The organism is Halochromatium sp., from assembly GCF_046541315.1.
Classification (GTDB): domain Bacteria; phylum Pseudomonadota; class Gammaproteobacteria; order Chromatiales; family Chromatiaceae; genus Lamprobacter.
Genome location: NZ_JBKHDN010000061.1, coordinates 1 through 13,595, shown reverse-complemented (window position 1 = coordinate 13,595; position 13,595 = coordinate 1). Strand labels below are relative to the sequence as shown.

9 protein-coding genes are annotated in these 13,595 nt (G+C 65.7%); 5 read left to right on the top strand and 4 right to left on the bottom strand.

Translation table 11 applies throughout. From position 1 onward, the window contains the following. Window positions 1–433 precede the first annotated feature (433 nt). Window positions 434–2,839, top strand: coding sequence for a DNA topoisomerase (ATP-hydrolyzing) subunit B (gene gyrB / locus ACLFQI_RS06200; RefSeq protein WP_410758018.1), 2,406 nt, complete (start codon window positions 434–436; stop codon window positions 2,837–2,839). Window positions 2,840–2,962: 123 nt separating this feature from the next. Here gyrB and ACLFQI_RS06195 read toward each other — a convergent pair whose 3' ends face one another. From ACLFQI_RS06195 to glyQ, 4 genes are all read right to left on the bottom strand, one after another. Continuing rightward, a complete protein-coding gene (locus ACLFQI_RS06195) occupies window positions 2,963–3,730 on the bottom strand; it encodes a lysophospholipid acyltransferase family protein (RefSeq protein WP_410758017.1) in 768 nt (255 codons plus the stop codon). Between the two features lie 52 nt (window positions 3,731–3,782). After that, window positions 3,783–4,316 carry a D-glycero-beta-D-manno-heptose 1,7-bisphosphate 7-phosphatase gene (gene gmhB, locus ACLFQI_RS06190; RefSeq protein ID WP_410758019.1) on the bottom strand — a complete coding sequence of 178 codons (534 nt, stop codon included), beginning with the start codon at window positions 4,314–4,316 and terminating at the stop codon, window positions 3,783–3,785. Between the two features lie 176 nt (window positions 4,317–4,492). Further along, window positions 4,493–6,604: a glycine--tRNA ligase subunit beta gene (glyS, locus tag ACLFQI_RS06185; protein WP_410758016.1), complete on the bottom strand. Its 2,112-nt coding sequence runs from the start codon at window positions 6,602–6,604 to the stop codon at window positions 4,493–4,495. Then, window positions 6,601–7,527 carry a glycine--tRNA ligase subunit alpha gene (gene glyQ, locus ACLFQI_RS06180; protein WP_410758015.1) on the bottom strand — a complete coding sequence of 309 codons (927 nt, stop codon included), beginning with the start codon at window positions 7,525–7,527 and terminating at the stop codon, window positions 6,601–6,603. Before glyQ ends, glyS begins: the two co-directional genes overlap by 4 nt. 148 nt (window positions 7,528–7,675) lie before the next feature. On the opposite strand from glyQ, the gene ACLFQI_RS06175 reads away from it, so the two are divergent. The 4 genes from ACLFQI_RS06175 (at window position 7,676) to ntrC (ending at window position 13,498) form a co-directional block, all read left to right on the top strand. Beyond that, window positions 7,676–8,821, top strand: a complete 1,146-nt coding sequence (locus ACLFQI_RS06175; RefSeq protein WP_410758014.1) for a cation diffusion facilitator family transporter — start codon at window positions 7,676–7,678, stop codon at window positions 8,819–8,821. A 222-nt stretch (window positions 8,822–9,043) separates the two neighbouring features. After that, window positions 9,044–10,456 (top strand): glutamate--ammonia ligase, encoded by a 1,413-nt coding sequence (gene glnA, locus ACLFQI_RS06170; RefSeq protein WP_410758013.1) that lies wholly within the window; start codon window positions 9,044–9,046, stop codon window positions 10,454–10,456. A 515-nt stretch (window positions 10,457–10,971) separates the two neighbouring features. Beyond that, complete coding sequence (gene glnL / locus ACLFQI_RS06165; protein ID WP_410758012.1) at window positions 10,972–12,054, top strand: nitrogen regulation protein NR(II); 1,083 nt, start codon at window positions 10,972–10,974, stop codon at window positions 12,052–12,054. Next, the gene (gene ntrC / locus ACLFQI_RS06160) at window positions 12,047–13,498 is read left to right on the top strand and encodes a nitrogen regulation protein NR(I) (protein ID WP_410758011.1); all 1,452 of its coding nucleotides are present in this window, start codon (window positions 12,047–12,049) and stop codon (window positions 13,496–13,498) included. Before glnL ends, ntrC begins: the two co-directional genes overlap by 8 nt. Window positions 13,499–13,595: the final 97 nt, after the last annotated feature.

Here is a 13,595-nt window from a genome sequence, read left to right as displayed (position 1 = left end):
GTGTTCCACGCGGAACCCCCGCCTGGACAACGTGACCCCGACTCGCCCGCGCGCAGCGATCGCCGTGTTCCACGTGGAACCCCCGCCTGGACAACGTGACCCCGACTCGCCCGCGCGCAGCGATCGTCGCGTTCCACGTGGAACCCCCGGCTGGACAGGCAACTCAAGCGCCGGAGAGGACCGTTCGCCAAGCCGCCGATGGCCCGCCGGAATCGGCGCCATCCGTGTATAATCAATCAGTTCTGGCGATTTTGCCTCTTCCGGGAAGCGCCAGCGCGAACGTCGCCGATCGCTCAGTCCAGCCGAATCCACGACGGGGGCGCGAGTGCCCTTGCTCCGCATCGCTTCCCTGAGACTTTCGACCCGTCGGCGTCGATCCCCAGCCTTTTCAGAGGCATGGCCCTGTTCGATAGCACCATAGAATGACTCGCGTATGAGCTACGATTCCTCAAACATCAAGGTTCTTCGAGGCCTTGATGCCGTTCGCAAGCGTCCCGGCATGTATATCGGCGATACCGATGACGGAACCGGGCTTCACCACATGGTCTTCGAGGTGGTCGACAACGCCATCGACGAGGCCTTGGCGGGCTACTGCACCGAGATTCTGGTCACCATCCATGCCGACGGCGCCGTCTCCGTCATCGACAATGGGCGCGGTATTCCCGTCGATATCCACCCCGAGGAGAACCGCTCGGCCGCCGAGGTCATCATGACCGTGCTCCACGCCGGCGGTAAGTTCGACGATAACTCCTACAAGGTCTCCGGCGGCCTCCATGGCGTCGGCGTCTCGGTGGTCAACGCCCTCTCCGAGTCTCTGCGCCTGCGGATTCGCCGCGATGGCCTGGTCTACGAACAGGAGTATGAACTCGGTGTACCCTCCTATCCGCTGAGAGAATGCGGACCCGCCGAGACCACCGGCACCGAGATCTCGTTCAAGCCCTCGCCGACCATCTTCACCGACCTCGAATTCCACTATGAGATCCTCGCCAAGCGCCTGCGCGAACTCTCCTTCCTCAACTCCGGTGTGCGCATCCGGCTGAAGGATGAGCGCACCGACCGCGAGGCGGTGTTCGAATACCAAGGCGGGATCCGCGCCTTCGTCGAACACCTGAACCAGAATAAGTCGCCGATCCATCCCAACGTCTTCTACTTCAGCGCCGAGCGCAGCGAGATCATCGCCGAGATCGCCTTGCAGTGGAACGATGCCTATCAGGAGACCATCTTCTGCTATACCAACAACATCCCGCAGAAGGATGGCGGCACCCATCTGGCCGGGTTCCGGGCCGGATTGACACGCACCCTGAATCAGTACATCGAGCGCCAGCAACTGGTGAAGAACCAGAAGACGCGCCCGGTCGGTGACGATGCGCGCGAGGGCCTGACAGCGGTGGTCTCGGTCAAGGTGCCTGATCCCAAGTTCTCCTCGCAGACCAAGGACAAGCTGGTCTCGTCCGATGTCAAACCGGTGGTCGAGACGCTCCTGAACCAGCATCTGGATATGTTCCTCGAGGAGAATCCGGCCGAGGCCAAGGTCATCGCCAACAAGATGCTCGAGGCCGCGCGCGCGCGCGAAGCCGCCCGCAAGGCACGCGACATGACCCGCCGCAAGGGCGTGCTCGACATCGCCGGCTTGCCCGGCAAGCTGGCCGACTGCCAGGAAAAGGACCCCTCGCGCTCGGAGCTGTTCATCGTCGAGGGCGACTCGGCCGGCGGCTCGGCCAAACAGGGGCGCGATCGCGCCTTCCAGGCCATCCTGCCGTTGAAGGGCAAGATCCTCAATGTCGAGAAGGCCCGCTTCGACAAGATGCTGTCCTCGGCCGAGGTCGGCACCCTGATCACCGCGCTCGGCTGTGGCATCGGTCGCGAGGACTACAACCCGGACAAGCTGCGTTACCACCGCGTCATCATCATGACCGATGCCGATGTCGATGGCGCCCACATCCGCACCCTGCTCTTGACCTTCTTCTATCGGCAGATGCCCGAGCTGGTCGACCGTGGCCATGTCTATATCGCCCAGCCGCCGCTCTACAAGATCAAGCGCGGCAAGCAGGAAGACTACCTGCTCGACGATGCCGAGATGAGCGCCTCGCTGTTGCGCGCCGCGCTCGATAACGCCGCCCTCTATTGCGAGCCGGAGGTGCCGCCGATCAGCGCCATGGGCCTGGAGTCGCTGATGAGCGATTATCAGGTGTTTCGCGCCATGCTCGCGCGCATGGCGACCCGCTACGATGTCACCTTTCTCGGCGAACTCCTGAATATGCCGCGCTTGACCCCGGAGATGCGGCAAGATAAGGAGCAACTGTCGGGCTGGACGACCGATCTCGAACGGCGTCTGCGCACCCAGGCGGGTCCCGCGATCGACTATCGGGTCAAGATCCGCGCGGCTGAGTCCGATCGGCCGGCGGGCCTGTCGGTGATCCGGCTCGTGCACGGGATTCCCGAGACCCGCGAGCTTGGCATGGACTTCTTCGACTCCGCCGACTATCGGCGGATCGCGACCCTGGCAGAAAAACTCGCCGGTCTGATCAAGCCTGGGGCGCGGGTGGTGCGCGGGGAGCGCGGTCGGGAACTGCTCAGGTTCGACGAGGCCTACGACTGGCTGCTCGCCGAAGGCCGCCGTGGCTACCATATCCAGCGTTATAAGGGCCTCGGTGAAATGAACCCCGAGCAATTATGGGAAACCACCATGGACCCGGACAGTCGGCGCCTGCTGCGCGTCACCATCGAGGACGCGGTGGCGGCCGATCAGATCTTCACCACCCTGATGGGCGAGCACGTCGAGCCGCGCCGCGATTTCATCGAGCGCCATGCCCTGGATGCCGCCAATATCGATATCTAGCTCGAAGACGGCCCAGCCAACCGGAAGGCCAACCGGGAGGCCAACCGGGAACCTCCGCCCCCTCTCGCCGCTCATCACGTGCCCTGCCTCCGCGTGGCGGGGCCGCTGCATGGCTTCGGGCTGCTAGCCGGTCACCGTATCCCGCCCTTGCGCGGCCGGGTTCGCGCCAACGGCATGCTCGACCAAGGCCTGGGTCGTGGTTCTGATCCAATCCTCGGCCCGCCGGTTGATCTCTTGGGCACTCAGGCCCTCGGTCTCGATGGGCGGGCCGATCACCACATCGATGGTGCCAGCGTATTTGCGCAGGGGCTGCCGCCCCCAGAAACAACCGGCATTGTGGGCAATCGGCACCACCGGCGCGCCCGTGCGCTCGGCGAGGAGCGCCCCGCCCAGCCCGAAGCGCTTGCTCACGCCCGGCGCCACGCGCGTGCCCTCGGGAAAGATCACCAGACAATGCCCGCGCGCGAGTCGCTCGGCCCCCACCGTCAGCAGCTGCCGCATGGCCTGCCGGCCGGCGGAGCGATCGATCGCGATCGGCTCGAACAGCGATAGGGCCCAACCGAAGAACGGGATGCGCAGCAGTTCCTGTTTCATCACCCAGGTCTGGGGCATGGGCAGGAGACGTCCCAGCGCGATGGTTTCCCAGGCCGATTGATGATTGCTCAGGATGATCTGTCCGCGGCCTTCGAGCAGATGCGCCTCACCCTGTACGCGGTAATCGATTCCACACAGGCGGCGCAAGCCCCAGAGCACCGCCCGCTGCCAATGCAAGGCAATCGCCATCAGCCGTTGTCGCGAGAGGCCGAGCGCGAGCAGTCGCATCAGCAAGCCATAGCCGAGCACGCTGAGCCAGAGAAAGGCCTCGAAGAGACTGGCTCGGAAGCGATTCATGAGGGGATCATGGGCAGCGTCAGGGAAGGACGTAACGGGCATGCGGGACGGATCAGGACTGTGCGAGCAAGCCGTCCACGGCGGCGGCGAGATCGTCGAAGACCGGGATCTCGGCAAGCGCGACCGGCAAATGGCGCTCCGTGTCCTCGCCCTTGCCGGTGCGCACCAGGACCGGCCGAGCGCCGACGCTGATGGCGGCATCCAGATCGCGTTGGGAATCGCCGATCATGGGGGCGTCATCCAGGGGAATCCCCGTGCGGCGGCGGATTTCGCGCAGCAAGCCGGTCTTGGGTTTGCGACACTCGCAACCCTCCCCGGGAGCGTGCTGACAGAACGCGATCACCTCGACGTGGCCGCCGACCGCATTCAGCCGGGAGCGCAGCATCTGATGAATGGCGTTGATGTCATCGAGATCGCACAGGCCGCGCGCGATGGCCGACTGATTGGTCGCCACCGCCACCGTGACTCCGGCATTGTTCAGCCGCGCGATCGCCTCCAGACTGCCTGGGATCGGCTCCCATTCGCGCGTGGACTTGATGTACTCCGCAGAGTCGTAGTTGATCACGCCATCGCGATCCAAGATCACCAACTTCAACGCGTCTCCCCCTGATGCCCCAGCCATCTTTTCGGGTCATCGTTCCGGGCCGTCTTTCCGCCGCGTCCCGGAAGCGGCCTGCCAAGCTTGCATTGGGCGGCCCCAAGCACCCTTCAAGCGATGCGACCGAATCGCCGCGATTCGGATATCGGATATCGGGCGCTTCCTCAGGATACCTGCAACAAGGAGATATCGGCCACGCCGAGGAACAGGGTCTCTAGGCGCTTCAAGATCGCCAGACGGTTCGCCCTGAGCGCGGGTTCCTCGGCCATCACCATCACCTGCTCGAAGAAATCGTCGAGCACCTGTCGCAGGCCCGCCAGTTCGCTCAGGGCCGAGTCATAGTCTTGTTGCCCGAGCAGTGCGTCGACCCGCGCCATCATCGCGTCGACCGCCGTCACCAGCGCGCGCTCGGCCGCGTCTTGCAACAGATCGGGGTCGATCCGCGCGCCGATCTCTGCGGGCGAGGCCTTGCGCAGGATATTGCGCGTGCGCTTGTTGGCGGCCGCGAGCGCTGCGGCCTCCGGACGGCCCCTGAAGCCCTGAACCGCCCGGATGCGCCGATCGATATCCAGCGGCCGCGTCAGCCCCAGCGCCAGCACGGCGGCGACCACGTCTTGATCGGCCGCGCGGTCGCTGTCCGCATCCGCGTAATAGCGCTTCAGCCGGTCGATGCTGTATGGCAAGACCTCGTCGATGGCGCCTGCCGCGTCGATCGCGGCGGGATAGCCTGCCGCAGCCCGTTCGAGCAAGGTCCGCAGATCCAGCGCGAGCGGGGTCTCGATCAGCAGCCGCAGCACCGCGATGGCCGCTCGCCGCAGTCCATAGGGGTCTTTGACGCCGGTTGGGCGCTGGCCGATGGCGAAGATCCCGATCAGGGTATCGACCCGATCGGCGAGCGCGACCGCGCGCGCCAGATCCGTCTCCGGGAGCCGGTCGCCGGCGTGCTTCGGCCAGTAATGCTGCTCGATCGCCGTGGCGATGGCGTCGGGCTCACCCGTGCGTTGCGCGTAATAGCGGCCCATCACCCCTTGCAAGCTGCCGAACTCGCCCACCATCTGGGTCGCCAGATCGGCCTTGGCCAGACGCGCGGCCCGCTCGGTCGCGTCCACATCGGCGCCGATCTCGCCACCGATCCAGGCGCTGAGCACGGCGATCCGCTCGGTCTTCTCCAACAGCGTGCCGAGCTGGTGTTGGAAGACGATGCCCGCGAGCGCGGCGACCCGCTCGGCCAACGGTGTCTTCAGATCCTGCTCCCAGAAGAACTTGGCATCGGCGAAGCGCGGGCGAATCACGCGCTCGTTACCGGCCCGCACCTGTTCCGGCTCGCGGCTCTCGATATTGCTGACGGTGATGAAACAGGGCAACAAGCGCCCCTCGCCATCGAGCACCGGGAAATATTTCTGGTTGGCCTGCATGGTCTCGATCAAGACCTCGGGCGGAACCTTGAGGAAATCCGGATCGAATCGACCCAGCAGCGCGACCGGCCATTCGCAGAGCGCCGTGACCTCGTCGAGCACCGAGGCCTCGATCATCGCCCGGCCGCCGGCGGCGGCCGCGAGCGCCTCGACCTGATCGCGGATCGAGCGGCGTCGGCTCGCGAGATCGGGCTCGACCCGAGCCGCGCGCAGGGCCGCGAGATAGTCGCCCGGCGCGTCCAGGCGGATCGCCTCGGGATGATGGAAGCGATGACCCTGGGTCAGTCGATCGATCCCAAGACCAAGCACGCGCCCCGGCACCGTTGCCTCGCCGAGCAAGACGCAGACCCAGTGCACCGGGCGCACGAACTCGACGCTGCGATCGCCCCAGCGCATCCGCTTCGGGATCGGCAGTGCCGCCAGCGCCTGCTCGATCAGGTCCGGCAGCAGCGTCGCCGCCTGTTCGCCGGTGACCCGATGCCGGTAGCACAGCCAAGCGCCTTTGGGCGTTTCCTCGCGCTCGAGCGCCGCGACCGCGACCCCGCAGGACTGGGCGAAGCCGAGCGCGGCCTTGGTCGCGTTGCCCTGCTCATCGAAGGCCGCCTTCACCGCCGGCCCGCGCCGCGTCACCTGCTCATCGGGCTGCGCCGTCGCCACCGCCGCGATCAGCACCGCGAGCCGGCGCGGGCTGGCGAAGGCCTGTGCCGCGCCGTGGCCGAGCCGGGCCTCGTCGAGCTGTGTCAGCAGGGCCTCGCGAAACGCCTCGGACAGGCCCGCGAGCGCAGCCGGCGGCAATTCCTCGGTGCCGATCTCGACGAGCAGATCGGCGACGAGCAGATCGGCGTCTGGGATCGAACTCATGCGGCCTCCTGGCGGTTGCTGGCGGCGGCCATCGGGAAGCCGAGCGCCTCGCGACTCCGATAGTAGGCCTCGGCCACGGCGCGCGCGAGCGTGCGCACGCGCAGGATGAAGCGCTGGCGCTCGGTCACCGAGATGGCCCCGCGCGCATCCAACAGATTGAAGGTATGCGAGGCCTTCAGGACCTGCTCATAGGCCGGCAACGGCAGACCCGCCTCGACCAGGGCCTGGCTCTGGCGCTCGCAGCCATCGAAGGCCGCGAACAACGCTGCGACATCGGCCTGCTCGAAGTTGTAGGCCGACTGCTCGCGCTCGTTTTGCAGGAAGACATCGCCATAGGAGACGGGCCCGGTGGCCGAGTCGGTCCAGCGCAGATCGTAGACGCTCTCGACGCCCTGCAGATACATCGCGATGCGCTCCAGCCCATAGGTGATCTCGCCCGTGACCGGCCGGCATTCGAGCCCGCCGACCTGCTGGAAATAGGTGAACTGGGTCACCTCCATGCCATTCAGCCAGACCTCCCAGCCCAGGCCCCAGGCGCCGAGCGTCGGCGACTCCCAGTTGTCCTCGACGAAGCGGATATCGTGGACCAAGGGGTCGATACCGAGTTCGCGCAGCGAGTCCAGATACAGGGTCTGGATGGCATCCGGCGAGGGCTTCATCACCACCTGATACTGATAGTAATGCTGCAACCGGTTCGGGTTTTCGCCATAACGGCCATCGGTCGGCCGCCGCGAGGGTTGCACATAGGCCGCGTTCCAGGGTTCGGGGCCGATCGAGCGCAGGAAGGTGCCGGGATGAAAGGTTCCGGCGCCCACCTCCATGTCATAGGGCTGCAGGATCACGCAGCCTTGCCGGCTCCAGTAGCGCTCGAGCCTGAAGATGAGTTCCTGGAAACCGATGAAATCGTCCGTCTGAGTGCCCAACGCGGACTCCAGCAGCTGCTAAAACCCCACAGTATAGCGATGATCGGCGCCCGCGGACCAGTGCAAGCGTCTTCCTCGTCGACGCGCCCCCACCGTTATAATCGGTCCCATCGAGGCTGCATCCGCAGCGACCGCATCGGCATCCCGTATGGACATCAATTCCCGCCAGGCGCGCGCCCAGGCCATCAAGCGAACCACCCTGGTCGGCGCGATCGTCAACCTGCTGCTGTCCGCCGTCAAGATCGTCGCGGGCGTGTTCGGCCAATCGCACGCGCTCATCGCCGACGGCATCCATTCGCTCTCCGATCTGCTCTCCGACCTGCTGGTCTGGTTCGCCGGCCACAAGGCCGGTCAGGCCCCGGATGCCGAGCATCCCTATGGCCACGGCCGTTTCGAGACGGTCGCCACCCTGGTGCTGGGCTTCCTGCTGGTGGCGGTCGCGCTCGGCATCGGCTGGGATGCGGTGCAGCGTCTGTTCCATCCGCAGGCCCTGCTGCAGCCGGGCCCGATCGCCCTCTACGCCGCCGGGCTCTCGATCCTGATCAAGGAGGCCCTGTATTGGTACACCCGCGCCTATGGCGTGCGGGTGCGCTCCGATCTGCTGATCGCCAACGCCTGGCACCATCGCTCCGATGCCATCTCCTCGGTGATCGTGATGATCGGGGTGGCCGGTACCCTCGCCGGTCTTCCCGACCTGGATGCGATCGCCTCGGTGCTCGTGGCGGTGATGATCGCCAAGATCGCCTGGGATCTGGGCTCCAACGCCACCCGCGAACTCGTCGACACCGCCCTCGATCCCGAGCGTCTGCGGGAGATGAGTCGGATCATCCGCCACAGCACCGGCGTGCGCGACATCCACATGCTGCGCACCCGCACCCTCGGCGGCAACACCGCCGCCGACGTCCATGTCCTGGTCGACCCCGACATCAGCGTCTCCGAAGGCCATGCGATCAGCGTGCTGGTGCAAGAGCGGCTGATGGAGACCATCGAACGCATGTCCGATGTCATCGTTCACATCGATCCGGAAGACGACGAGTGCGCGACCCCGACCAAGGGCCTACCGATGCGCACCGAAGTCCTCGGGCGCCTCGACCAGCGCTGGCAGGAGATCCCCGAGGCGCTGACCCGCAAGCGCGTCCTGCTGCATTATCTGGAGGGGGCGATCACCGTCGATGTCTTCTTCCCGCTGCGCACCTTCGTCGACGCAGCCGCCGCGCGGCAGCTGCAACAGCGGCTGCGGGCCGCCATCCAGGATGACCCCGAGATCGCCGATGTGCGCCTCTATTTCGGCTGAGGGCCACCCATGCCCTCTTTCGGTGCGACGCCAGTCCGGGTATGGTCTATTTGTGTGCGCAATCATGGTTGCTCAGGCTACCGCGCCAGCAGAGGTTCCATGGGTCCGCCATCGCCAAGACCGTGGCAGATGACCTGGTACATAACCTGCTAGTGACTTGAGCGAGCACACTGGCCAGACTCCATTCACAAGCCCAAGACCAATTAGCGGGAGATTTCGCAGATGTCCGCCACTGACGACGTGTTGAAGACGATCAAAGACGAGGACGTAAAATTCGTGGACCTTCGCTTCACGGATACGCGCGGCAAGGAGCAGCACGTCTCGCTGCCGGCCCGGATCGTCGATGAAGCCCTGTTCCAAGACGGCAAGATGTTCGACGGCTCCTCGATCGCCGGCTGGAAGGGCATCGAGGCCTCGGACATGGTTCTGATGCCAGAGGCCGCGACGGCGGTGCTCGACCCGTTCTCCGACGAGAAGACCCTGATCGTGCGCTGCGACATCCTCGAGCCCGCCACCATGCAGGGCTACGAGCGTGATCCGCGTTCGGTGGCCAAGCGCGCCGAGGCCTATCTGGCCTCCACCGGCATCGCCGACACCGCCTTCTTCGGTCCCGAGCCGGAATTCTTCGTCCTCGACGACGTGCGCTGGGGCGTGAGCATGGCCGGCGCCTTCTACAAGGTCGATTCCGAGGAGGCCGAGTGGAACTCCGAGCGCGTCTTCGAGGACGGCAACATGGGGCACCGCCCCGGCGTCAAGGGCGGCTACTTCCCGGTGCCGCCGGTGGACTCGCTCAACGACCTGCGTGCCGCGATGTGCCTGGCGATGGAGGAGATGGGCGTGCCGGTCGAGGTGCATCACCACGAGGTCGCCACCGCCGGCCAGTGCGAGATCGGCACCCGCTTTGCCACCTTGGTCAGGCGCGCCGACATGAACCAGATCCTCAAATACTGCGTGCAGAATGTCGCCCATGCCTATGGCAAGACGGCCACCTTCATGCCCAAGCCCCTGGTCGGCGACAATGGCAACGGCATGCACGTCCATCAGTCGCTCGGCAAGGATGGCCAGAACATCTTCGCCGGCGACAAGTACGGCGGCCTGTCCGATACCGCGCTCTACTACATCGGCGGCATCATCAAGCACGCGCGCGCGCTGAATGCCTTCACCAACGCCTCCACCAACTCCTACAAGCGCCTGGTGCCCGGCTTCGAGGCGCCGGTGATGCTGGCCTATTCGTCCAGGAATCGCTCGGCCTCGATCCGCATCCCGCATGATGCCAATCCCAAGGCCACGCGCATCGAGGTGCGCTTCCCGGACAGCACCGGTAACCCGTACCTGTCGTTCTCGGCGATGATGATGGCCGGCCTCGATGGCATCCAGAACAAGATCCATCCCGGCGACGCCATGGACAAGGATCTCTACGACCTTCCGCCGGAAGAAGAGAAGTCCATTCCGCAGGTCTGCTACTCGTTCGATCAGGCCTTGGCTGCGCTCGATGCCGATCGCGAATTCCTCACCGCCGGCGGCGTCTTCACCGACGATGTCATCGACGGCTATATCAAACTCAAGATGGACGAAGTCACCCAGTTGCGCATGAGCACGCATCCGGTCGAGTTCGATCTCTACTACAGCCTCTGACCGACAAGCCAGGCGCCGGCGATGCCCGCAGAATTGCCGCGCCCCGCTGCGGGCAAGGACGCCCGCGTGCGCCTCTGCGGTCGCTTTGCCGGCCGATTTCTCGTTGCCTTCCGCTCGATAGCCCGCCATCGGCAGTGCCCCATCGGATCCCTCGCCCCGAGCCCCCAATCGGGTCTCGCCATCTCCCATGCCTCTGCACATGAACCTCTCGCGCTGGTGGGCGATTGTCTGGCCCTGCTGTCTGCGAGCGCCCAAGACCGCCCTGTCACGACCGCGACGGTCGCGAGCCACGGTGCTCGACCCTTGGTTGCTGGGCGCGTTGTTAGGAGCTGGTGCATTCCAACGCTCTCGCTAAGGGCGTTAAGCACTAAACTAGTGCGAATGATGGAGCGGATCGGCCCCAGCCGTGCGCGCGGGACCTGATCCCAACCGGCGTCCGTCATCTGGCTCGGTGCTTGCTTAATCGATGGAAATGGCTGATCCACCGGGTTTTCGATCAGGCGCCAGTGACACTGATGAACGACATCGAGAGCGGACGCAGCCGGCTTGGCACCATGATCCTCGACAACCTAAGCACCGCCGTGCTGCTGTTCGATCGCGACCTGCGGCTGCGCTATATCAATGCCGCCGGCGAGAACCTGCTCGCGGTCAGCGCCAAGACCGTGCTCGGCGAGGTGGCGGGGCGCTTGGTGCCCTGCCCCACCGATTCGGTCGAGGACCGGCTGCGCGAGGCCTTCGAGACGCGCCAACCCTTTACCGAGCGCGAGGTCGAGGTCAAGCGCCCGGATCGGCAGAGCATCCGCGTCAACTGCACCGTGCTACCGCTGCATGCGCGCGACGAGCCCTATGACCTGCTGATGGAGATGCAACAGGTCGACCGCCAGCTCCGTATCGCGCGCGAGGAATACCTGATCTCGCAGCATCACGCGACCCAGGCGCTGCTGCGCGGACTCGCGCACGAGATCAAGAACCCGCTCGGCGGACTGCGCGGCGCGGCGCAGCTCCTCGAACGCGAGCTGCCCAACCCGGGCCTGCGCGAATACACCCGCATCATCATCGACGAGGCCGATCGGCTGCAGGCGCTGCTGAACCGGATGCTGGGGCCGAACCATCTGCCGCAGCGGCGCTCGCTCAACATCCATCATGCGATCGAGCATGTGCGCGGCCTGCTCAGCGCCGAGTTCCCTGCCGGTCCCGAGATCATCCGTGACTATGATCCGAGCATTCCGAATCTCGAGGCCGATACCGATCGGCTGATCCAGGCCCTGCTCAACATTGCCCGCAACGCCGCCGATGCCGCCGGTCAGCAGGGTCATGTGACGCTGCGAACGCGGGTGCTGCGGCAATTCACCATCGGCAGCATCCGCCACCGGCTGGTGCTGGTGATCGAGATCGAGGACGACGGCCCGGGCATCCCCGAGGAACTCATGGATCGGATCTTCTTCCCCATGGTTTCCGGGCGCGCCGGCGGCACCGGGCTGGGGCTGGCGATTGCCCAAGAACTCGTCAATCAGCATCAGGGCCTGATCGAATGCGAGAGTCGGCCCGGTTGCACCCTCTTCCTTGTCTATCTGCCACTGGAGCCGACCCATGAATAGAGTGCCCAGGATCTGGGTCATCGACGACGACCGCTCGATCCGCTGGGTGCTCGAGCGCGCGCTGCGCCAGGCCGAGATGGATGTCACCAGCTTCTCCAACGGCGTCGGTGTGATGGACGCGCTCGAGCGCGAGTTGCCCGATGTGATCCTGACCGACATTCGCATGCCCGGCATCGATGGCCTGGAGCTGCTTGAGCAGGTGACAACCCGCTATCCGGCGCTGCCGGTCATCATCATGACCGCGCATTCCGATCTCAACAGCGCCGTCTCCGCCTTCCATGGCGGTGCCTTCGAATACCTGCCCAAGCCCTTCGATATCGACGACGCGGTCGATCAGGTGCAACGGGCCTGCCGCCGCCACAGCGAGGCCGCCGCCGAACCGGTGCCGCTGCCGCATAGCCCGGACATCCTCGGCGAGGCGCCCTCGATGCAGGAGGTCTTTCGCGCCATCGGCCGCCTCGCCCGCTCCAACATCACCGTGCTCATCAACGGCGAATCCGGCACCGGCAAGGAACTCGTCGCCCACGCCCTGCATCGCCACAGCCCGCGCTCGCAGGCGCCCTTCATCGCCCTCAACATGGCCGCGATCCCGCGCGACCTGATGGAATCGGAACTGTTCGGCCACGAGCGCGGCGCCTTCACCGGTGCCCAGACCCGGCGCGAGGGCCGCTTCGAGCAGGCCGACGGCGGCACCCTGTTCCTCGACGAGATCGGCGACATGCCGGCCGAATTGCAGACGCGCCTGTTGCGCGTGCTCGCCGACGGCGAGTTCTATCGCGTCGGCGGCCTGACGCCGATCAAGGTCGATGTCCGCATCATCGCTGCGACCCATCAAAACCTGCGCGAGTTGGTCGCCAACGGCAGCTTTCGCGACGACCTCTTCCATCGCCTCAATGTCATCCGCATCCAACTGCCGGCGTTGCGCGATCGGCGCGAGGACATCGGCCTGCTGATGCGCCACTTCCTGGCCCAGGCCGCGAAGGAACTCGGCTGCGAGGCCAAGATTCTGGCCGACGACGCGCTCGAGCGCCTCGAGCGCCTGGAATGGCCTGGCAACGTGCGCCAGCTCGAGAACACCGCGCGCTGGCTCACGGTGATGGCCTCCACCAAGCAGATCCATGTCGGCGATCTACCGCCCGACCTCGAGGGCATCGCCGCCGCCGAGCAAGCCGACGAACAATGGGAAGGCGCCCTGCGCGCCTGGACGCGGCGCCGGCTGCAGCAAGGCGAGCGCGGCATCCTCGATTCGGCCATGCCGAGCTTCGAGCGCATCCTGATCGAATCCGCGCTCGAGCATACCGGCGGGCGCCGTCAGGAGGCGGCCAAGCTCCTCGGCTGGGGGCGCAACACCCTCACCCGCAAGATCAAGGACTTGGGCATGGCGGGCGACGATTCGGAGTCGCCGGACGACGAGGAGCCCGAGGTCGAGCACGTATCCTCCTGACTGACTCCTGGCCCCGGCACGGCCTGAGGTGATTTTCGTCAATCGCCTTATGATTGCATGACCTGAGCGCTGGACAACCCTGCCCGACAAGCCCGAT

Bases quoted from the DNA above. Each gene is read 5' to 3' on its own strand.
- ntrC (WP_410758011.1), top strand. From the start codon at position 12,047: ATGAATAGAGTGCCCAGGATCTGGGTCATCGACGACGACCGCTCGATC.
- ACLFQI_RS06195 (WP_410758017.1), bottom strand. From the start codon at position 3,730: ATGAATCGCTTCCGAGCCAGTCTCTTCGAGGCCTTTCTCTGGCTCAGC.
- ACLFQI_RS06175 (WP_410758014.1), top strand. From the start codon at position 7,676: ATGGACATCAATTCCCGCCAGGCGCGCGCCCAGGCCATCAAGCGAACC.
- glyS (WP_410758016.1), bottom strand. From the start codon at position 6,604: ATGAGTTCGATCCCAGACGCCGATCTGCTCGTCGCCGATCTGCTCGTC.
- gyrB (WP_410758018.1), top strand. From the start codon at position 434: ATGAGCTACGATTCCTCAAACATCAAGGTTCTTCGAGGCCTTGATGCC.
- glnA (WP_410758013.1), top strand. From the start codon at position 9,044: ATGTCCGCCACTGACGACGTGTTGAAGACGATCAAAGACGAGGACGTA.
- glnL (WP_410758012.1), top strand. From the start codon at position 10,972: ATGAACGACATCGAGAGCGGACGCAGCCGGCTTGGCACCATGATCCTC.